At 75.6% G+C, this 20548-nt stretch carries 21 protein-coding genes; 13 read left to right on the forward strand and 8 right to left on the reverse strand.

From position 1 onward, the window contains the following. Positions 1–60: 60 nt before the first annotated feature. Genes QPK52_RS24670 through QPK52_RS24685 form a run of 4 tightly spaced genes read right to left on the reverse strand, consistent with a single transcriptional unit; the run spans position 61 to position 4998 of the window. Positions 61–1026, reverse strand: coding sequence for a DUF5914 domain-containing protein (locus QPK52_RS24670; RefSeq protein ID WP_410540465.1), 966 nt, complete (start codon positions 1024–1026; stop codon positions 61–63). Positions 1027–1076: 50 nt separating this feature from the next. Then, the gene (locus tag QPK52_RS24675) at positions 1077–2123 is read right to left on the reverse strand and encodes a phytoene/squalene synthase family protein (protein WP_410539674.1); all 1047 of its coding nucleotides are present in this window, start codon (positions 2121–2123) and stop codon (positions 1077–1079) included. Continuing rightward, the gene (crtI, locus tag QPK52_RS24680; RefSeq protein ID WP_410539676.1) at positions 2120–3670 is read right to left on the reverse strand and encodes a phytoene desaturase family protein; all 1551 of its coding nucleotides are present in this window, start codon (positions 3668–3670) and stop codon (positions 2120–2122) included. The genes QPK52_RS24675 and crtI overlap by 4 nt, the downstream gene beginning before the upstream one ends. 20 nt (positions 3671–3690) lie before the next feature. After that, entirely contained in the window at positions 3691–4998 is a 1308-nt protein-coding gene (locus QPK52_RS24685) for a polyprenyl synthetase family protein (protein ID WP_410539678.1), read from the reverse strand. Positions 4999–5313: 315 nt separating this feature from the next. Between QPK52_RS24685 and QPK52_RS24690 the strand changes: the two genes are divergently transcribed. The 6 genes from QPK52_RS24690 (at position 5314) to QPK52_RS24715 (ending at position 10497) form a co-directional block, all read left to right on the forward strand. Next, positions 5314–6234: a MerR family transcriptional regulator gene (locus tag QPK52_RS24690; protein WP_410539680.1), complete on the forward strand. Its 921-nt coding sequence runs from the start codon at positions 5314–5316 to the stop codon at positions 6232–6234. Between the two features lie 221 nt (positions 6235–6455). After that, entirely contained in the window at positions 6456–7466 is a 1011-nt protein-coding gene (locus tag QPK52_RS24695; protein ID WP_410539681.1) for a zinc-dependent alcohol dehydrogenase, read from the forward strand. Between the two features lie 112 nt (positions 7467–7578). Continuing rightward, the gene (locus tag QPK52_RS24700; RefSeq protein ID WP_410539682.1) at positions 7579–8325 is read left to right on the forward strand and encodes a class I SAM-dependent methyltransferase; all 747 of its coding nucleotides are present in this window, start codon (positions 7579–7581) and stop codon (positions 8323–8325) included. Positions 8326–8495: 170 nt separating this feature from the next. Further along, positions 8496–9374 carry a S1 family peptidase gene (locus tag QPK52_RS24705; RefSeq protein ID WP_410539684.1) on the forward strand — a complete coding sequence of 293 codons (879 nt, stop codon included), beginning with the start codon at positions 8496–8498 and terminating at the stop codon, positions 9372–9374. Positions 9375–9507: 133 nt separating this feature from the next. Further along, the gene (locus tag QPK52_RS24710; protein ID WP_237879960.1) at positions 9508–9987 is read left to right on the forward strand and encodes a nucleoside deaminase; all 480 of its coding nucleotides are present in this window, start codon (positions 9508–9510) and stop codon (positions 9985–9987) included. A gap of 93 nt (positions 9988–10080) precedes the next feature. Continuing rightward, positions 10081–10497, forward strand: coding sequence for a hypothetical protein (locus QPK52_RS24715; protein ID WP_410539686.1), 417 nt, complete (start codon positions 10081–10083; stop codon positions 10495–10497). 47 nt (positions 10498–10544) lie between these two features. Here the strand turns inward: QPK52_RS24715 and QPK52_RS24720 are convergent, their stop codons facing one another. Then, positions 10545–11156: an adenosylcobinamide amidohydrolase gene (locus tag QPK52_RS24720; RefSeq protein WP_410540466.1), complete on the reverse strand. Its 612-nt coding sequence runs from the start codon at positions 11154–11156 to the stop codon at positions 10545–10547. 145 nt (positions 11157–11301) lie between these two features. Further along, entirely contained in the window at positions 11302–11601 is a 300-nt protein-coding gene (locus QPK52_RS24725; protein WP_410540467.1) for a hypothetical protein, read from the reverse strand. Between the two features lie 312 nt (positions 11602–11913). Between QPK52_RS24725 and QPK52_RS24730 the strand changes: the two genes are divergently transcribed. Beyond that, complete coding sequence (locus tag QPK52_RS24730; protein ID WP_093659727.1) at positions 11914–12342, forward strand: OsmC family protein; 429 nt, start codon at positions 11914–11916, stop codon at positions 12340–12342. Between the two features lie 118 nt (positions 12343–12460). Here QPK52_RS24730 and QPK52_RS24735 read toward each other — a convergent pair whose 3' ends face one another. After that, positions 12461–13132 (reverse strand): class I SAM-dependent methyltransferase, encoded by a 672-nt coding sequence (locus QPK52_RS24735; RefSeq protein WP_410539687.1) that lies wholly within the window; start codon positions 13130–13132, stop codon positions 12461–12463. Further along, positions 13129–14148: an NAD(P)/FAD-dependent oxidoreductase gene (locus tag QPK52_RS24740; protein ID WP_410539688.1), complete on the reverse strand. Its 1020-nt coding sequence runs from the start codon at positions 14146–14148 to the stop codon at positions 13129–13131. Before QPK52_RS24740 ends, QPK52_RS24735 begins: the two co-directional genes overlap by 4 nt. A gap of 82 nt (positions 14149–14230) precedes the next feature. Between QPK52_RS24740 and QPK52_RS24745 the strand changes: the two genes are divergently transcribed. From QPK52_RS24745 to QPK52_RS24770, 6 genes are all read left to right on the forward strand, one after another. Further along, positions 14231–14827, forward strand: coding sequence for a helix-turn-helix domain-containing protein (locus tag QPK52_RS24745; protein WP_410539689.1), 597 nt, complete (start codon positions 14231–14233; stop codon positions 14825–14827). Positions 14828–15560: 733 nt separating this feature from the next. Then, positions 15561–17408 (forward strand): phage tail sheath family protein, encoded by a 1848-nt coding sequence (locus QPK52_RS24750; protein ID WP_410539690.1) that lies wholly within the window; start codon positions 15561–15563, stop codon positions 17406–17408. A 7-nt stretch (positions 17409–17415) separates the two neighbouring features. Next, the gene (locus QPK52_RS24755; RefSeq protein ID WP_093659737.1) at positions 17416–17937 is read left to right on the forward strand and encodes a phage tail protein; all 522 of its coding nucleotides are present in this window, start codon (positions 17416–17418) and stop codon (positions 17935–17937) included. A 16-nt stretch (positions 17938–17953) separates the two neighbouring features. Further along, on the forward strand, positions 17954–18802 hold the full coding sequence (locus QPK52_RS24760) for a hypothetical protein (protein ID WP_410539691.1): 849 nt from the start codon (positions 17954–17956) through the stop codon (positions 18800–18802). Continuing rightward, a complete protein-coding gene (locus tag QPK52_RS24765; RefSeq protein ID WP_410539692.1) occupies positions 18795–19538 on the forward strand; it encodes a hypothetical protein in 744 nt (247 codons plus the stop codon). The genes QPK52_RS24760 and QPK52_RS24765 overlap by 8 nt, the downstream gene beginning before the upstream one ends. 4 nt (positions 19539–19542) lie before the next feature. Continuing rightward, the gene (locus QPK52_RS24770; protein ID WP_410539693.1) at positions 19543–20520 is read left to right on the forward strand and encodes a Pvc16 family protein; all 978 of its coding nucleotides are present in this window, start codon (positions 19543–19545) and stop codon (positions 20518–20520) included. Positions 20521–20548 lie beyond the last annotated feature (28 nt).

The raw sequence follows: 20548 nt of genomic DNA on the forward strand, positions 1-20548 counted from the left end.
CGGCGTCCGGGACGGCGCCCGGTGCGGTGCCCGGGTTGGGGGCCGCCGCCCCCGCGGCCCTCACACCGCCCCCGGGAAGCGGCCCCGGGCGCGCAGCAGCCGGCGGCGTTCGGCATACGCCAGGTCGTCGCGCCACAGCCGGGCCGCCGCCCGCCGCATCAGCGGCCGCAGCAGCGGCGCGGCCGCCCGCGCCACGGCGAAGCCCGGCCGGTCGGAGGCGGCCAGCACGGCCTCGATCACGGCGGTGCGCGGGTTCGGATCCCCCGGGGCGGTGAGCGGCGTGGCGTGGGTCTCCACCGCCGACGTCTCGCCCTCGCCGTCGACGATGTGCATCACCAGCGTGCGCGGCTCCGGCGCGCTGAACGCGGCCCGCACCGGCACGCCCGCCCGGGAGCCGACGCGGTAGGCCACGTCCACCAGGAAGCGGTCGCCGTTGACGGCCGGGTCGGGTTCCTCCACCACCGTCAGCCGGGTGAAGGCGTACGGGTGGAACCAGGCGCCGTGCCAGGGGTCGAGCCGGTTGGCGATGACGTCCTCCGGCTCGCAGGCGCCCACCAGGGTCGTCACCGCGTCCACCGAGACGGCCGGGTCGGGGCGTTGCGGCAGGCAGGGCCGCTCCAGCGGCTCCTCGCCGCCCACCGCGTCCAGCCGCACCCACACCAGCACCCCGTCGTCGTACACGGGGAAGGGCTCCCAGCCCGGCATGCCCCGCTCGGTCAGGCCCAGACCGTGCCAGTGGCAGATCAGGCGCCCGGACTCCACCACGCTGTCGCACAGCGGCGCGCCCAGGTGCGGGCAGGCGCCCGGACCGGCCGCCGGACGCCCGGACTCCGCGCGCCAGAGCACCAGCTCCACTCCGGCGACCGTCCGGCCGAGGGGACGGCCGGGGCGGATCTCGCGACTGGCCGCCACCACGTACCAGTTGCCCGAGGGGCGGGCCACGGCCCGCTTCAGGGCGTCGGCGATGAGCTGGGGCCGGGCCGCCCGCCACGTCGGCTCCTGGCGGCTCCAGCCGGGGTCGGACATCAGGCGCAGGGGGCTGCGCCAACCGGCCGAGCCCCCCGCACGGCGCTTCCTCAAGACAGCACTCCTCCTCGCTGCGCGTCCCGCTCACGGGTCCGCGGGGCTTCCTCCTGCTTCTGAGCGGGGCCTGGCGGACGGCCGGGCACTCGCGGCAGGTCGCCGCTCACGGCGCCGCGGGCGCGGGACGCGGCCACGCCCGCCAGCCCGCCCAACGCCACGGCGGCCCGGCGCCGGCGGGGGACCACGGCACGCCTGTGGAGCACCGCGTACCCGGCCGCCTCGATCCGCTCCAGGATGGCGCGGTAGAGCACGAACGCGGTGCGCACGCACGGCCGCGAGACCGGATGGAGCATGGCGATGCCCGGCTCGGCCTCCCGGTAGACCTCCCGGGTGGTCTCGCACAGCTCCCGCAGCGCGGCCCGCACCCGGGCGTCGGTGCGCCCGGTGCGGCGGCACCACAGCAGCAGGCCGCGGTCGACGCCGTGGGCGGCCAGCCGGTCCAGCGGCAGGTAGATCCGGCCGCGGTCCAGGTCCTCGCCCACGTCCCGCAGGAAGTTGGTGAGCTGGAAGGCCACCCCGAGCGCCGCGGCGTGCGGGGCGGCCTCCTCACGCGGCGCGACCGTGTCCAGCACCGGCAGCACCTGGAGGCCGATCACGGCCGCCGAACCGTGCATGTACACCCGCAGGTCGTCGAGCGTGGGGTACTCGGTGGTGTGCAGGTCCATGCCCATCGAGCGCATGAAGTCGCCGAAGTGCGCCGGGTCGATGGCGTAGCGCGCGGCGGTGTCGGCCAGCGCGGCGATCACCGGGTGCTCGCCGCGCCCGGTGCGCAGGGCCCTGCGCAGATCCCCGTCCAGCTCCGCCAGCGCCCGGGCGCGCTGCTCGGGGGACAGGGCGGGATCGAGGTCGTCGACGATGTCGTCCGCCCAGCGCGCGAAGCCGTACAGGGCGTGGACGGCCGGGCGCTGGCGGGGCGTCAGCAGCCGGGTGGCCAGGAAGTACGTCCTGCCGTGGCGGGAGTTGAGTTCGCGGCAGCGGGTGTAGGCCGCGCGCAGCGCCGGGTCGTGGACGCCCGCCGCGTCCAGCTCGCGCGCCGTCATACGGCCGCTCCCCCGGCCGCGCCGGCGCCGGTGGGCGCCTGCGCCGCGCGTCCGGGCGGGCGTGGGCGGCCGCCGCCGGTGATGCGGGCGGCGGCGAGCTTGCCGGAGACCACCACCGTCGGCACGCCCACCCCGGGCGTGGTGCCGCAGCCGGCCAGGACCACGTTCTCCCAGCCGCGCGGCAGGTTCCGCGGCCGGAACGGGCCCGTCTGGGCGAAGGTGTGCGCGGCGGAGAACGGGGTGCCGGCCGCATGCCCCCGGCGTGCCCAGTCGGCCGGGGTGACCAGGCGCTCGGCCTCGATCGCGTCACCGAAGCCGTCCAGTCCGCGGCGCTCCAGCTCGGCGACCAGTGTGTCGCGGTAGCGGGGGCCGACGCGGTCCCAGTCCCTGGGGCCGGTGACCAGATTGGGGCAGGGCGCCAGCACGTAGTGCAGGTGTCTGCCCTCCGGGGCCAGCGCGGGATCGGTGGCGGTGGGCCGGGTGATCAGCAGGGAGGGGTCGCTCATCAGCTCGCCGGTCCGGGTGAGCTGCCGGAACGTCGACTCCCAGGCGGAGCCGAACGAGATGGTGTGGTGGGCCAGTTCGGGCCAGGTGCGGTCGCCGCCCGCGTGCAGGACGACCGCCGAGGGCGCGTACCGCAGCGGCACGGGCCGGCGCGGCGCGCCGCCCAGCAGGCGGTGGGCGATCGGCAGGTCGCAGGTGAGGACCACCGCGTCGCAGGCGATGCGCTCCCCGCGGGCGGTGCGCACCGCCGCGGCGCGTCCGCCCGGCGAGCGCTCCAGCTGCGTCACCTCGGAGCCGTGGACGAAGCGGGCCCCGGCGCCGGCGGCGGCGTCGGCCATGGCCCGGGGCACGGCGTGCACGCCGCCGCGCGGGAACCACACCCCGGCGACGGTGTCCATGTACGCGATGACGGCGTACGCGGCCAGCGCCCGGGTGGGCGGCACCCCGGCGTACAGCGCCTGGAAGGAGAACACGCGGCGCAGCCGCTCGTCCTTCAGGAAGCGCGCGACGCGCCCGTGCCAGGTGCCGAACCCGCCGAGCGCGGCCAGCCTGGCCAGGTCGGCGCCCAGCAGCCCCAGCGGCGAGTCGAAGTTGGCGTCGATGAACGAGCGCATCTGCACCCGGTACAGCCGCTCCAGCCAGTTACGCAGCCGCCGGTATCCGGCGGCCTCCTCCGGCCCGGCCACCCGGGCGATCTCGGCCTCCATGGCGTGCGGGTCCGTGTGCACGTCCAGGGGTTCGCCGTCGGCGAAGCGGGCGCGGTAGGCGGGGTGGAGCCCGACCAGCTCGACGTGGTCGGCGAGCTTGGCGCCCACCGCCGCCATGGCCTCGTCGACCAGGTCGGGCATGGTCAGCACGGTGGGGCCGGTGTCGACGCGGTACCCCGCCCACTCCTCGCGCCCGGCCCGGCCGCCCGGCCCGTCCTCCCGCTCGACGACGGTGACCGAGCGCCCGGCGCCCAGCAGGTGCAGTGCGGTGGACAGCCCGGCCAGCCCCGCCCCGACGATGACGACGTGGTCGCCCGGCCCGTGCACTCTTCTCATCCGGATTCCTTCGGCAGGTGTCAGTGGGTGGAGAGGGCGGCGTCGCGGGGAGCGCCGCCGCGGGGGCGGTGGGCGAGGGCCGGTTCGCCCAGGACGGCGTACAGCAGCGCCGACAGCTCCCGGGCCGGGACCCCGTCGAGCGCGGCCTCCTCCAGCGCGGCCAGCGCGTCGCCGGCCAGGCCGCCGATGCGCCGCTCGACGGCGTCACGGGCCCCCAGCTCGGTCAGCACGGCGCGTACGCGGTCCAGTTCCCCCTCGGACAGCGCGGGGTTGCCGAGCGCGTGCTCCAGCAGTTCCCGGGCCGTGCGCAGGCCGCGGACGCGGGCCAGGCGCAGGCCGACGGCCATCAGATGGGTGGGCTTGCCCTGCCGCACGTCGTCGCCCGCCGGCTTCCCCGTACGGGCCGGGTCCCCGAAGACGCCCAGGATGTCGTCGCGCAGCTGGAACGCCACCCCGGCGCACCGCCCCGCCCGCCGCAGCGCCGAGGTGGTGTGCGCGTCCGCGCCGGCCAGCGCCGCTCCCAGGTGCAGCGGGCGCTCCACGGTGTACAGCCCGCTCTTGAGATGGGCGACGCGCAGGGAGGAGGAGGGGGAGGGCGCACCGGCCGCCTGCCCGTACAGGTCCAGGTACTGCCCGGCCACCATCTCGGTGCGCATCGCCCGCCAGACGGGGCGGGCCCGCCGCCGGGCCTCCTCGGAGGGGGACGCCGCGTCCCACAGGTCCTCCGCCCACACCAGGGCCAGGTCGCCCGTCAGGAGGGCGGCGGAGGCCCCGAACGCCTCGGCGTCCCCGCGCAGGCCCTGGGCGCGGTGCCGGCGGGCGAGGGCCACATGGGCGGCCGGCGCGCCGCGCCGCAGCGGCGAGTCGTCCATCAGGTCGTCGTGCACCAGCGCGCAGGCCTGGATCAGCTCCAGCGCGGCGGCGGCGTGCAGTACGGCCTCCGCGTCGGCGTGCTCGGGTGCGCCGCCGCCCGCCCGCCAGCCCCACCACAGGAACGCCGGGCGCAGCCGCTTGCCGCCGCGCCGCACCAGGTCGATCAGGCAGTCGGCGACGTCGGCGGTGAACCGGTCGCTGATCAGCCGCGCGTCGGCCCGGCGCAGCGTCAGGTGCTCGGTGAGGACGGCGTCGACGGCGGCCGCGACATCGCGGTCGGGGCCGTGGGGGAAGGGGGCGCGGTCGGCGGGGCGGTCCGCGCGGACCTCGTCCGGGTGACGCGGCGGCAGGGGTGCGGCCCGGCCGGGTTGCTCCCCTCCCAGGGCGGCCGGCGCGGGACGTGCGGGTGCGGGGCTGGCAGGGGCGAGGGCCAGGTCGGTGGCCTGGTGCCGCATCGCGGCTCCTTCCCGGCGCGGGGCCGAGACGCCCGGCGCACGTACGGACAGAAGTTTTCACACCCGAACATTGAGGACAATGTTCTCAGTTCGGGCGCTCTGGATGGGTGAAGCGCAGGTACCGCGCGGCGCGGATGGACGACAGGAGGAGCGCGGTGCCCGCGCACGTGCGGCAGCCCCCTCCATGGCGCGCCGGGCCGTTCGGCTGGTCCGTCGCTCCGCGGGTGCCCGTGCCCGGCCGATCCAAACGAACTTGTGCAGAACTTGTACAGCAGGCGACTTGCGCCCGGTCCGACCTGGGCGGACGATGGCCCCATGTCTTCCGCTCATCCCCCCCGCGCCGCCGTGCGGCCGACCTTCGGTCAGGATGCGGAGGAGGTCCTGCTGCCGGTGGGCGTGGTGGCCGAGCGCCTGGGGATGAGCACCGCCGCGCTCCGCGCCTGGGAGCGGCGCTACGGCCTCGCGCCCTCCGGACGGACCCGTGGCGGACACCGCCGCTACTCGGCACGGGACCTCGAACGGCTGGAGCGCATGCGTACGCTCGTCCGCCGGGGCGTACCCGCCGCCGACGCGGCCCGCGCGGTGGGCGCGGCCGGCCCGGCGGACGCACGGGCGGGTGCGGCGGAGCTGACCGAGGCCATGCACGCGCTGGACGCCGCCGCCGTCCAGACGGTGGTGTCGGCCGCGCTGACCCGGCTCGGGGCCGCCGGCGCCTGGACGGCCGTGCTCGCGCCCGCCCTCACCGCCATCGGCGACCACTGGGAGGAGACCGGCCGCGGCGTCGAGGTGGAGCACGTCACCAGCGGCATCGTCGAAGGCGCCCTGCGCCGCCACGCCCAGGACCGCGCCGCCGCGCTCCCGCCCGCCCCCGGCGCCCCCGGCCCCGTACTCCTGGCCGCCGCGCCTGCCGAGCACCACACGCTGCCGCTGACGGCCCTGGCCGCCGCACTGGCCGAGGAGGGCCGCGCCGTGCTCCTGGCCGGCGACCTGCCCGTCCCCGCCCTGACCGACGCCCTCGTCCGCGCCCGCCCCGGCGCCGTGGTGCTGTGGGCGCGCTCCCCGGGAACGGCCGATCCCTCCTGGCTGCGGAGCGCGCTGGAGACGACCTCCGCCCCCGTCCACCCCGCCGGGCCGGGCTGGCCCCCCGGCATCCCCGGTGCCGCGGCCCCGCTGCACGACCTGCCAGGCGCCCTGGCCGCACTCCTGGGCGCGCCGGACGGACGCCGCCCCGTCTGATCCGCCTCCGGTGCGCCGGTCCCGCATGACCGGCGTACCGCCTGGCGTACCGCCACCCCCGCGGCCGCGCCGGCCGAGGCCGAACGGCACCCCGGACGAGGGCCGTTCGGCCCCGCGGACTGCTCCTGTCGGACCTGCCGCCGCCCCCTCGCCGCGCGGGAGGCTCACAGGCGAAGAACAGGACTCCGGTACGCCGGAACCGGACACGAGGAGCCAAGGCCATGAGAGCAGCAGTCGTCCGAACACTCGGCGCGCCCCTGGTGATCGAGGACCGGCCCGATCCGCGGCCCGGCCCCGCGCAGGTCAGCATCCGCGTCGAGGCGTCGGGTCTGTGCCACACCGACATCCACGCCGCCCGCGGCGACTGGCCGGTCAAGCCCAACCCGCCCTTCGTCCCCGGCCACGAGGGCGTCGGCATCGTCGAGCGGCTCGGTGACGACGTCACCCACCTGTCGGTCGGCCAGCGGGTGGCGGTCCCCTGGCTCGGCTGGGCCTGCGGGCGCTGCGAGCACTGCCTGTCCGGCTGGGAGACGCTGTGCGAGCGGCAGAAGAACACCGGGTACGGCGTCGACGGCGGACACGCCGAGATGATGCTCGCCCACGCCGACTTCGCCCAGCCGGTGCCCGACGGCATCGACCCGCGCGAGGCGGCCCCGCTGACCTGCGCGGGCGTGACGACCTACAAGGCGGTCAAGGTCGCCGGGGTGGGCCCGACCGATCTGGTGGCCGTCTCCGGGGTCGGCGGGCTGGGGCACCTCGCCGTCCAGTACGCCAAGATCGCCGGAGCCACTGTCGCGGCCGTCGACGTCACCGACGACAAGCTCTCCCTCGCCGGGGAGCTGGGCGCCGACATCCTGATCGACGCCCGCAAGGAGGACCCGGCCGAGGTGCTCCGGCGGCACGGCGGAGCACACGCCGCCATCGCGCTCGCCGTCGACGACCGGGCGACGGAGGCGCTCCAGCGCGGCCTGCGGCGCGGTGGGAAGCTGGTGCTCGTCTCGCTCCCGGCGGGCGGCGCCCTGCGCGTCCCGGTCTTCGACACCGTGCTGAACGGCACCTCCGTCATCGGCTCGATCGTCGGCACCCGGCAGGACCTCGCGGAGGTCTTCGCCCTCCACGCGGCCGGGCGTACGAAGGTGATCTACGAGACCCGCCCGCTGGAGGCCGTCAACGACTGCATCCAGGAGATCCTCGGCGGCCACGTCAGAGCCCGCGTCGTCTTCGAGATGTGAAACGCCGCCGGCCCCGGCCGGCCCCCTCCGCCCCCGCCGCAGCCCCCGCCGGCAGGGGCGGAGGGGGACCGGGGGTGACGGGCGGACCCGCCCGCTCGTTACGGTGGGCGCCATGTTCACCGCCCAGGGCCCGTCCCTCCCCGAACTCGCCGTGCAGGCGCTGTCGTCCGTCGAGCGGGGCTACGACCTGCTCGCGCCGAAGTTCGACCGCACGCCGTTCAGGACCTCGGACCGCCTGCTGGACGCCACCGCCCGCGCACTCCAGCCGCTGGGGCCGTTCGGGACGGGCCTGGACGTGTGCTGCGGGACCGGCGCGGGGGTGGGCGTCCTGCGGCGGCTGTGCGAACGGCGGGCCGTCGGCGTTGATTTCAGCGCCGGCATGCTCGGGCAGGCCCGCGCCGCCCACCCGCGGTCCCCCGGCGGGCCGGCGGTGGACTGGGTGCGCGCCGACGTACGGCGGCTGCCCTTCGCCGGGGCCTTCGACCTGGCCGTCAGCTTCGGGGCGTTCGGGCACTTCCTGCCCCGGGAGCGACCCGGTCTGTTCGCGGGGGTGCACGCGGCGCTCCGGCCCGGGGGCCTGTTCGCCTTCCCCGTCGGCGCGCCGCCCCAGGTCGGGTCGCGCGCGTACTGGACGCTGTGGGGTTTCGACGCGGTGATGCGGGTGCGCAACGCGCTGTGGCGTCCGCGGTTCGTCATGTACTACCGCACGTTCCCCCTCCCCCGGGTGCGCCGCGAACTGGCCGACGCGGGGTTCGAGGTGGGCACGCTGCCGCTGGAGGAGCTCGGCCGGCGGGCGGACGGCAGTCCCCGCTGCCGGCTGGTCGTGGCCCGGCGTGCCCGAGGAGGCGGCCGGGTGTGAGGGCGGGACGGGGAGGCGGTCTTGTACGGATCGCCGGGCCGGTCCGATACTCGCTCCATTGATGTCAGGTACGCGTCATCAATGGCCTTCGGTGGACACGTCTCCGCGCGCCGCGCGACACCCCCACGTGCCGTTGCCCACCGGCTTCCCCACCACGAGGAGGAGACCACGTGAGGACCAGGCGCACCACCAGATGGAGCACCGTCCGCCGCACCCGGCTGCTCGCCGCCGCGATCGGCCTGGGAGTCGCCGCCGTGGCCACCGCGCCGAGCGCCACCGCGGCCGCCCCGCGCGCCTACGGCGCGGCCGAACTCTCCCGGGTGAGCGACGCCGTGCTCCGGACGGACGTCGACGGCATCGCCTGGCACGCCGACGACCGCACCGGACGCGTCGTCGTCACCGCCGACAGCACCGTCTCGCCCGCCGACGTCGCGGCCCTGCGGGAGGCCGCCGGCGCGGACGCGGGCGCGATCAGGATCGAGCGGACACCGGGCGTCATCGCCCCGCTGGGCTCCGCCGGCGACGCCATCTACGGCAGCGGCTACCGCTGCTCGCTCGGCTTCAACGTCCTCAGCGGCGGCACGTACCACTTCCTCACCGCCGGGCACTGCGGCGACGTGGTCGGCACCTGGTACGCCGACTCCGGTCAGCGCACGCTCATCGGCCCGACCGTGAAGTCGAGCTTCCCCGGCAACGACTACGCCCTCGTCCGCTACGACAACACATCCCTGGGCCACCCGGGCGGATTCACCCCGGCCGACGCCTACGTGGGCCAGTCGGTCAAGCGCACCGGTTCCACCACCGGCACCCACAGCGGCACCGTCACCGCCCTGAACGTCACGGTCCGCTACAGCGGGAGCGGCACCGTCCGCGGCATGATCCAGACGAACGTCTGCGCGGAGCCCGGCGATTCCGGCGGCCCCCTCTACGACGGCTCCCTCGCCCTCGGCATCACCTCCGGCGGCAGCGGCGACTGCCGCAGGGGCGGCACCACCTTCTACCAGCCGGTTCCCGAGGCGCTCAGCGCCTACAGGGCGACCATGTACTGACCCGGCCGGGCGGGGGCCGTCCGCCCCCGCCCGCTCCGGAACGCCCGCCCGGCGGGGTGTCCGCGCGGCGGGGCGGGGCCCGCCCGGGGGGCGCAGTAGCATCCGGGCCGGAACACACACCGGGGAGGCCGTCATGGTGGACGATGCCGGGCTGCGCCATCTGCGCCGCTGCGTGGAACTGGCGACCGAGGCGCTGGAGGCGGGCGACGAGCCGTTCGGCTCCGTACTCGTCGGCGGGGACGGGACGGTCCTGGCCGAGGACCGCAACCGGGTCGCCCTCGGCGACCGGACCCGCCACCCGGAGTTCGAGCTGGCGCGCTGGGCCGCCGCCCACATGACACCGGAGGAACGCGCGGCGGCGACCGTCTACACCTCCGGCGAGCACTGCCCGATGTGCGCCGCCGCGCACGCCTGGGTCGGGCTGGGCCGCATCGTCTACGCGAGCTCCTCCGCGCAACTGGCCTCCTGGCTCGACGAACTGGGCGTGCCCGCGCCGCCGGTGCGGACGCTGCCGGTCGAGGAGATCGCGCCCGGTGTCGCGGTGGAGGGGCCGGTACCCGGTCTCGCGCGGGAGGTACGAGAGCTGCACCGGCGTCTCCACGGCGCGGCCTGAGCCCGGGGCGGGGACGACTCTGCCGCCGGGCAGGACGGTTCGCCGGGGAGGGGCGTCCCACGGCGCGGCGGCCCGCCGCTAGGCTTCGGCTCCATGCAGCAGCCATCCGAAACCCCGACGCACCCCGCCCGCCGCCGCGCGGGTGCGCTCATCACCGCGCTGGCGGCCGGACTGGTGATCGGCGGCGCAGGCGTCGGAGCCGCCTGGGCCCTCACCGGCGGAAGCGGCGGCGGGGGCGGCCCGGAGGCCGACGCGCGGGCGGCGTGCGGTGTCCTGGAGCGCTTCGAGGAGTCGGAGTACACGGAGAAGGGACCGGCCGGCGAGGCGGCGCTCAACCGCTGGGGAGCGGCGCAGGCCCTCTCCGCCGCGGCGGCCGCGGGCGACGAGCGGTACGAGCCGCTCGCGGAGGCGCTGAGGAAGTCGTACCACCGGGTCCTCTCGGCCTTCGAGTTCGACGCCCGGGCGAAGAAGGACCTGGAGCGGGCGCGCGGGATCTGCGCGGATCTGTGAACCGGTCCGCGCGGTACCGAACCGCGCGTCCGGAGCCGGGCGGACCGTCAGCCGCCGGCCGCCGCCGTACGCGTACAGGCCAGATAGGTAGCCCGGTGCACCGCACGCGCCAGGCGGGCGCCCCACAGGGAGCGGGGGCCCGCGAAGGGCTCGACGGCGGCCGGGCGGCCCGGCGGGGGCGGCGCGGCAGCGACGCACACCGCGTCGGTCGGCGTGCCCGAGGCGTCCACACCGGCGTCCCGCAGCGCCTGGACCTTGGCCTCGGTGGCCGTGGCCACGGCATTTACCAGAGCGGCGTCCGAGAGTGCGACCGGTACCGAGACCAGGATGTTGATGGTCCCGGCGGGCAGCGGCCCACCGCTGCCCGCGCCCGGCGCCGCCGCCCAGCCGTGTACACCGATCCCGGCCGTGACCAGGGCCTCGACCCCCTCGTCCACCGCCAGGCAGCGGTCCAGCACCCGGGCCGCGGTCATCAATCCCACGCCGGGGCCCTCCGCGCCCGCCCGCCCGGCCAGTTCGGCCAGGTGCCGCTCGGCGTCCAGCCGTGCGTAGCCCGGGGGCACCTGGACGTTGAGGACCCAGCCGCGCCCGCCCAGCCCGCCGCCCAGCAGCGCGCTGCTGATCATCCGCCGCCCGGCCCCGGGTCTCCAGAACAGCATCGGCCAGGAACCGCCCTGCTCCCGGTGGTGCAGGACGCGTACGTCGGCCAGGGAGCCGTGGTGGGATCGCAGGAGCACGCTGCACCCTAGCGCGGGGCGGGCGAGCGGGCGCGCGGGGTGCCCGGCCGCGGGGAGCGCCGGCGGATCAGCGGAACTCGCGCACCACCCGGATCCGTCCGGAGCTGTGGGCGTTGAACTCGTCGAGTTCCTCCGCCGGAACCCGCAGTTCGAGGATGCTCTCCCCGCCGGCCTGCCGCACCGGACACCGGGACAGGAAGTCCGTCTCGACCTCGAAGCGTGTGACGAAGCCCGCTCCGTCGTGCTTCACGTTCCACTCCCTGGCGATCCTGATCGCGTAGTCCTCGTTCAGCACCGGGTAGAGGATCGGCTGTTCGGGCAGACGGGGCGGCCAGGCACGCCACCGCGACTCCCGCACCAGCGCCAGTTCCTAGGGCCCGGTCGGGCGCCACAGGGGCGTCGTCGGGGGCCGGCCGGTCATGGGCATCGCCCTCGGTGCGTGCGGGAGAGAAAGAGGAAGAGGAAGGGACGGATGTGTGCCGCCGTGTCGTACGGGAAGGGACGCTACCGGCGCCGCGGGCCGCGGGCCATCGGTTATCCCTCCCGCGGCCCGCGGACCCCCACCCCGGTGGGGCACGCGCCGGGCCCCTACCGTTCCGACGGACCGGGGCCGTTCCACTGCATAAACTGATCACCGCAGATCTCTCTCTTCACTCACGACCCGTCAGGAGCGACCGCCATGGCAACCACTCGTACTGCCAAGACCCGCTGGGAAGGCAACCTCCTCGAGGGCAAGGGCAACGTCGCCCTCGAGTCCTCCAGGATCGGCACCTACGACGTGAGCTGGCCCGCCCGCGCCGAGGAGCCCGGTGGCAAGACCAGCCCCGAGGAACTGATCGCGGCGGCCCACTCCGCCTGCTACTCGATGGCCTTCTCGCACGGTCTGGCGGGCAAGGGCCACACGGTGGAGAAGGTCGACACCCAGGCGGACGTCACCTTCCAGCCGGGCGAGGGCATCACCGCCATCAAGCTGACCGTCCGCGCCACCGTCCCCGGACTGTCCGAGGAGGACTTCCAGGCGGCCGCCGAGGAGGCCAAGGCCAACTGCCCGGTCAGCCAGGCCCTGGCCGGCGTCAAGAACATCACCCTGGACGCCAGGCTCGTCTGACCCGCCGTGCCCGGGGCACGGCCCCGCGTACGGCAGGGCCGGCCGGGGCCGCGTGTGCGGTGCCGGCCGGCCCGGTCGTGTCCCCGGAGCCGGCCCGGAGGGCCCATCCGGGGAGGGCTCAGCGGGAGAGGGACCGGCCGGGCCGCCGCCGCAGTTCGACCACGGCGTCCTCGAGGACCGCCCGCTGTCCGTCGGGCCCGGTCGCGTCGCGCCGGTACTCCCCGGTCACCAGCGGCTCCCACTCCTCCTCCGACAGGCCGAGCGAGCCGAGGACCTCCGCCGACGTGGGCAGGGGCGGGTGGTCGTCGTGGCCGTGATCGGCCGCCCACGGGGGAGGACCGGCGTGCCCGACGACCAGCAGCACGCCGCCCGGCGACACGGCCGCCGCGGCGTCGCGCAGGATCCGCTCCCTGGGCAGCCCGACGGAGGACGGGGCGTGGAGGAAGTGGGTGGAGACCAGATCGAAGACGCCCTCGGGGAAGGACTCGGCCAGATCGTGCCGCTGCCAGTCGATCCGGTCGGCCACACCCGCCCGCCGGGCCTGCTCGGCTCCGCGCTCCAGGGCGACCCCTGACACGTCGACCGCGGTGACGCGCCAGCCCTGCCGGGCGAGCCAGATCGCGTCGGCCCCCTCACCGCAGCCCAGGTCCAGGGCGCTGCCCGGGGGCAGATCCGCCGTCTCACGGACCAGGACGGCGTTGGGCTCGCCGCTCCAGACCCGATCGCCCGCACCGTAGAAGTCGTCCCAGAACTCCCCGGCCGAGGCACCGTCCACACCCTCGCCGCTCATCGCAGGACCTCCCTTCCCAGACCGGCGCGGGCCGCGACGGCCCGGCCGGTCTCCTCCTCCACCAGATCGGCGTTGATCGCCGCGGCGGCGCCCACGCCCGCGGCGGCGGCGCCGACGACCTTCCCGGCCAGGTCGGCGACGTCCCCGGCCACCCATACCCCGGGGACGGCGGTGGCACCGGTCGCGTCGGCGGCGACGCGCTCACCGAGAACGTGGCCGCCTGCCGTCTGCTCGGCCGTTTCCAGGCCCAGACCGGCCAGGAAGCCCGCGCGGGCGGTGAAGCGCGGGGCGACCACCAGCGCCCGGCAGGGAACGGTCCGCCCGCCCGCGAGCCGTACGCCGGCGAGACGGTCGCCGCTCGTGTCCAGGCCGGTCACCTCGCCGTCGACGACGGCGACGCCGCGGGCGGCGAGCCGCTCGTACTCCCGGTCGCCGGGCTCGGGGCCGATGTGCCGGAACAGCGTCACATCCGCGCTCCACTGCCGCCACAACAGCGCCTGCCGGACGGCCGCCGGCCCGGTGGACAGCACGCCGATCGGCAGGTCGCGCACCTCCCAGCCGTGACAGTACGGGCAGTGCAGGACGTCGCGCCCCCACAGCTCCGCCAGCCCCGGCACCTCGGGCAGCCCGTCGGCCAGGCCCGTGGCCACCAGCAGCCGGCCCGCCGCCACGGAGGCGCCGTCGTCCAGGAAGAGGCGGAAACCTCCGGTGGTCAGGCGTTCGGCGGCCGTGACGGTGCCTGCCGTGATCTCGCCCCCGTAGCGGAGCACCTCGGCGCGCCCGGCGGCCGTCAGCTCCAGGGGCGGTGTGCCGTCGAGCCCCAGATAGCCGTGGACACCGGCGGCCGGGGCGTTGCGCGGCCGCCCGGAATCGACCACCAGGACCGAACGGCGCGCCCGGGCCAGGGTCAGCGCCCCGCTCAGCCCGGCGGCGCCGCCCCCGACGACCACCACGTCGTAGAGCCGCTCGGAGCCCCGGGCGAGTGGGACCTCGGCGCGCCCGTCATATCCGGTCATGTCTCTCCTTCCGTCATACGGCAAGCCTCCGCCCGCGCCCGTCCGCTTGACAAACATCTTTGCCGGATCGGCAAATAGGGGGATGGCCGACGACGACCTCGAGAACGTCCTGACCGGTGTGGGCCCCAGGCTGCGGACCCTGCGCCAGGCGCGCGGCGCCACACTCTCCCAGGTGAGCGAGACGACCGGGATCTCGCTCAGCACCCTCTCGCGACTGGAGTCGGGGCAGCGCAGGCCCACCCTGGAACTGCTGCTCCCCCTGGCCAGGGTCTACCACGTCCCGCTGGACGAACTCGTCGGCGCGCCCGCCACCGGCGACCCCCGCGTCCACCCCCGCCCCTTCACCCGGTACGGGCAGACCTTCGTGCCGCTGACCCGCAGCCTGGGCGGTCTGCACGCCTACAAGCAGATCATGCCCGCCGGGTACGGCGGGGGAGGGCGGCCCGAGCAGCAGACGCACGAGGGCTACGAGTGGCTCTACGTCCTGTCCGGGCGGCTGCGGCTGGCCCTGGGCGAGCACGACCTCATCCTCGGCGCGGGGGAGGCCGCCGAGTTCGACACCCGTACCCCCCACGGCTTCGCGAACGCCGGGGAGCGGCCCGTCGAGTTCATCAGCATCTTCGGGCCGCAGGGCGAGCGGATGCACGTACGCGCCCGGCCCTCGAAGAACGCGGGGTGAGGGCCGCCGCGCACGCCCGGAGGCACGGGCGAGGGCGCGGCGGCCGGCGCCGTCGCGCCGGTCACCGTCAGCCCCGTCGCCGCTCGCGGGAGGCGGCGTCTGGCCCACCGTTCGTACGGTCCTCGATCATTCATGCGGACACGCGAGGACCCCGGAGTGCCCCCATCGGGCCGTGCGGGCGATGGTTTCGCCCGTACGGGGTACCGGATCCCCGGGCCACCGGCCGACCCTCCGCGGGCTGCCCGCACAGTCGGCCGGAGCGGGCGTGAACCGGTTCCGGCCACGGCGCCGGGCCCGGCCCGGTCCCCGGGCCGCACGGGATGCGGCGCAGGCCTGCGCCGGCCGCAAATCGACGCGCCGAGGGGATCGCGCATTCGTCCTGTTGTCGATGCTCGATTTCCCGGAACAGGTTCCTCGTTGATCTTATTTCCATATCTTTTAATGTCTATAAATCGGCTCGTGCGAGCGGAATTCGAGGAAGTGGCGCGTCGGCCGAGCGTGCTTTCCGGATGACCGAAACCCCTCCTTGACCCCTCGTGCAGCAGGGCTCGACACTTCTTGGGGAACTCATGCATCAGGGGTTACGGGCCGCCCGGCCCGGCCGTGCGAAACCGACCGCGCACGGGGTGTGTGACGGGGGAATTGGGCAAGACGTGCGTAGTGCGTCGCCGCCTGCGCGCATTCTCTTCACCCTTTCTCCTCAACCCTCGGTGCGCGAAGGGAATGGAGGGGAATGCCGGTGCAGACGGGCCATCCCGGCGTATACATCGAGGAACTTCCCAGCAGCGTCCGCACCATCTCGGCGGTCACCACCTCGGTCACCGCCTTCGTGGGCCACACCCGCCGAGGTCCGCTCAACCAGCCGGTGAGGGTCACCGGCTTCGCCGACTTCGAGCGCCGCTTCGGCGGGCTCACCGCGCAGAGCGCCGTCGCCTACGCCGTGCACCAGTTCTTCGGCAACGGCGGCACCGCCGCGGTGGTCGTGCGCGTCGCCGCGGCCGGCACCGGCGAGGAGGCACGCACCACCCTGGAGTCGACCGAGGGGCACAGCGCCTGCCCCGTGATGACCGTGCACGCCAAGGAGCCCGGTGTCTGGGGCTCCCGGCTGCGCCTGGCCGTCGACCACGACACCCGCGACCCCGAAGAGACCTTCAACCTGCGGATCCTGGACGCGGACGGCAGCACGCGCGAGACCTTCACCGGCCTGTCCATGGACCCGGGTCACGGACGCCACGTCGAGACGGCGGTGAACGCCGGCTCCGCACTGGTGCGGGCCGACGTCATCGGCGAGGGCAGGCCGGACCCGTCGGGCACGGTCTCCAAGCCCTTCGCCGGCGAACTGCCCGGCCTCGCCGTCGAACTGACCGTGAAGATCGGCGACGTGGAGCGCGAGTTCACGCTCCACGACCCCGACCGGGACGGCGAGCCCCCGCGGAACGTCGCCGAACTGGCCCTGCTCCTGGAGCGCAAGCTGCGCGCCCTGCCGGACGCGCCCGGCAAGCGGGCCTTCGCCGGCGCGGAGGTCACCGCCTTCGGCCGCCGCCTCCAGGTCGTCGCCGGCTCCACCGACCCCCGCGACACCGTCCGCTTCCTCGGCGAGTGCGCCAACGACCTGGGCCTGGAGGCGACCGTCAACCCCCCGGTCTTCCCGCTGACCGGAGGCGTGGACGGAGACCCGCCCGGCCCGCGCGACATCGTCGGCGACGAGGCCGGCAGGACCGGGCTCCACGCGCTGCGCGACGTCGACGACGTCAACCTGCTGTCGCTTCCGGAACTCGCGGCCTACGACTCCACCGACGACATGATCACGGTGATCTCGGCCGCGCAGGCGCTCTGCCGGGAGCGGCGGATCTTCCTCCTCGCGGACGCGCCCGGCTCCTGGGCCGACGTCGACAGCGTCCGCGCCGGGCTGAGCGCCTTCGACCCCGTACGGGACGGGCAGACGGCGCTGTACTTCCCCCAGTTGCAGATGACCGACCCGCTCACGGGACGGCTGCGCTCCTTCCCGCCCTCGGGCGCGATCGCCGGCGTCTGCGCCCGCACCGACGCCGAGCGCGGCGTGTGGAAGGCGCCCGCGGGCACCGAGGCCCGGCTGGCCGGCGTCCGCTCGCTGAGCGTGCGGCTCACCGACCGCGAGAACGCCCTGCTGAACCCGCTCGGCGTCAACTGCCTGCGCACCCTCCCGGCCATTGGACCGGTGGTCTGGGGGGCCCGCACCCTCCAGGGCGCGGACGCCCTCGACGGCGAGTGGAAGTACATCCCCGTGCGGCGGCTGACGCTGCACGTCGAGGAGAGCCTGTACCGCGGACTGCAGTGGGTCGTGTTCGAACCCAACGGCGAGCAGTTGTGGCAGCAGATCCGGCTGGACGCCTCGGCCTACCTCAACACCCTCTTCCGGCAGGGCGCGTTCAAGGGCGCGACCCCGCGCGAGGCGTACTTCGTCAAGTGCGACAGGGAGACCACCACCGACGAGGACGTCGCGCGCGGTGTGGTCAACGTCCTGGTCGGAATCGCGCCGGTCAAACCCGCCGAGTTCGTGGTCGTCAAGATCCAGCAGACCGCCGGACAGTTCGAGATTTAGGATTGCGATGGCTGAATTCCAGGTGAACGCGCAGCGTTTCGACCCCTACAAGAACTTCAAGTTCCTGGTGCTGTGGGGTGGGCGAACGGTCGCGGGCGTCAGCAAGATCAGCCCGCTGAAGCGGACCACGGAAGTGGTCAAGCACCGGCACGGCGGCGACCCGAGCTCACCGCGCAAATCGCCGGGCCGTTCCGAGTTCGAGGGCATCACCCTGGAGCGCGGCGTCACACACGACCCCGAGTTCGACCGCTGGGCCAACAAGGTGTGGCAGGTCGGCGCCGGGCTCGGGGCCGAGGTCTCGCTCGCCGACTTCCGCAAGGACATCGTCATCCAGGTCCTCAACGAGGCCGGGCAGGTGGCCGTCTCGCACAAGCTCTACCGGACCTGGCCGAGCGAGTACCAGGTGCTGGGCGAGCTGGACGCCAACGCCAACGCGGTGGCCATCCAGAGCCTCAAGCTGGAGTGCGAGGGCTGGGAGCGCGACTACGAGGTGCCCGAGCCCACCGAGCCCTCGTTCACCAACCCCTGAGCGGACGGTACGGCGGATGACGGCTGGGGCGGTGGAGACGGCGGTGACGGCCGCGGCGGCCGTGGCGGTGACGGCGGGGCCCGCGGAACTGCTGGCCGTCTGGGAGGCGGGACTGGGGCTGACCGGCCCCGGCCGCGCCCTCCTGCTGCACCGCACCGCCCGCCCGGAGGCCGGTGACGGCGAACTGCTGTCGGTGCCGGTCGGTGAGCGGGAAGCGGACCTGTTCGCGCTGCGCCGGGCGCTGTTCGGCGAGCGGATGCAGGTACGGGTGGAGTGCGAACCATGCGGCGAGGCAATGGAGTTCGACCTCGGCACCGATGATCTGGCCGCCCGGCGGCCCCGGCGGGACGGCCCGCTGAGGGTGGCCGAGGAGGACTGGGAGGTGGAGTTCCGACTGCCGACCGTCGCCGACCTGGCGGCCGTGGCCGAGGCGCTGGAAGCCGGCCGGGGCACGGCAGCCGACCGGGGCGCGGCGGCGGGGCAGGACCCGGACGGAGCCTCCGCCCGGGACCTGCTGGTCACCCGCTGCACGGTGTCGGCCGTACGCGCCGGGCGACCGGTCCCCGCCGACCGGCTGCCCGACCTGCTGCCCGAGACGGTGCTGCGGCGCGTCGCCGAGGCCGCCGGACGGGCCGACCCGGCCGCCGACGTGACGCTCAGGGTCTCCTGCCCCGAATGCGGCGGGACGACCCGGGCCGAGCTCGACATCGCCTCGTACCTGTGGGCCGAACTCGACGCCTGGGCAAGGGACCTGCTCCTCGACGTCCATCTGCTCGCCGGCGCCTACGGCTGGACCGAGCCGGAGATCCTGGCGCTCAGTCCGCTGCGGCGCCGCTACTACCTGGAGCTGTGCGCCGATGCCTGACTACTTCGACCGGTTGCTGACCCGGCACATCCCCGCGGCCCGTGGCGCCGGGGCCGCCCCGGGCCGCGGGCCGGGCGTCCCCGTACGGGTGCGCCCGCGGCTGCCCGAACCGTACGAGCGCGTCGAGGCGCTGCGGGGGGCGCCCTGGGAGCCGGAGGAGGCAAACCCCTTCCTCCCACCCGCCCCCCGTCCGGCCGTGCGACCCGGGGATGACCGGGCGGCGGTCCGGCACGAGCGGGAGATCCGCACCGAGCACCGGACCGTGGTGCGGACCGGGCCGGTACCGGACGGTGACCGGGCGCGACCGCCCGCGGCGGCACGGCCCGTACAGCCGCAGCCCGCCCGGCGGGCGACGGCCTCGCCGCCTCCCGCGGCCGTGCCCGCGCCCCCGCGCGGCGGCCGTACCGCCCCGGCGCGCACGGAGCGGGAGCCGCTCCCCGCGGCGGTGCCCGCCCCCGTGCCCCGGGACGCGGGCCCCGCCCCGGTGCCCACCGTTGCCGTGCCCCTGCGGCCCGCCGGCGCCCGGGCGGCGCGCGAGGCCGCACGCGCCGCCGGAGGAAGGCGCCGGTCCCGGACGGCGGAGCGGACCGTACACGTGCGGATCGGCCGGCTGGAGGTCAGCGCCGCACCGCCCGCCGCGGGACCCGCCGGCGCGGGCCGCCCGCAGCGGCCCGCGCGGCCCGCGCCCGCGTTGAGCCTCGCGGACTACCTGGCCGGCGGCGAGCGGAGGGACTGAGGAGATGAGCAACGCACTCGCCATCGCCACGGTCACACAGGCACTCGCCCTGCTGATCGAACACAATCTGCAGCCCGAGATCGACATGCAGGTCGCGGTGAAGACCGAGCGGCCACCCGCGGAGGTCACCGACGACGCCACCATCACCGTCTTCCTCCACCAGGTGACCCCGAACGCCTCCCGGGGCAACGAGGACCTGCCCACCCGCGCCCCGGACGGCACCCTGCTCAAGCGCCCGGCGGCGGCGCTGGACCTGCACTACCTGATCAGCGCCTACGGCAACGAGGCGGAACTGGTCGGACAGCGGCTCATCGGCTGTGTGGTGCGCACCCTGCACGAGTTCCCGGTGCTGCCGGGGGAGCTGATCGAGGAGGCCGCGCAGCGGCCGTACCTGGCGGGCAGCGACCTGGCGGAGGCCGTCCAGAGGGTGCGCTTCACACCGACCCGGATGGACATCGACGAGACCTCCAAGCTGTGGGGGATGCTCCACCAGACGCCCTACTCGCTGTCGGTCGCCTACCAGGCCACCCTGGTGCTCATCGAGGGCCGCGAACAACCCGTCGTGCCCCGTCCGGTCCAGCGGCACACGGTGCGCGCGCTGCCCTTCGGAGCCCCGGGCGCGCCGGAACCCCCGAGACGGCCGGGCACCGGCACCGCCGACCCCGTCGCCACCGCCGCACCCGCGGAACGCTCATCCGGGGCGGCCGCCCGGAAGGTGGCGGCCCGGGCGAGCCGGACGAGCGGCATGGCCGCCAGATCCACCGTCTCCGCACCGCGGGCCGAGGCGGAGGGCGAGCCGGAGACGTCGGCGTCGGCCAGGAAGACGCCCGCCAAGAAGGCCGCCGGCAAGCGGCGCGCCACGGCCAAGGCCGCCGCGCCCCGGCCCCGTACGCGCAAACGGTCCGGCAGCGGCTCCACACGCGAAGGCGGGAGCACACAGGCAGGCGGGGGCGACGGCACCGCGAACGACCGGGAAGGCTGAGACGAGGTGACGACGACGGGGGCGGGCG

Source organism: Streptomyces sp. KL2 (assembly GCF_046529545.1).
GTDB lineage: Bacteria > Actinomycetota > Actinomycetes > Streptomycetales > Streptomycetaceae > Streptomyces > Streptomyces radiopugnans.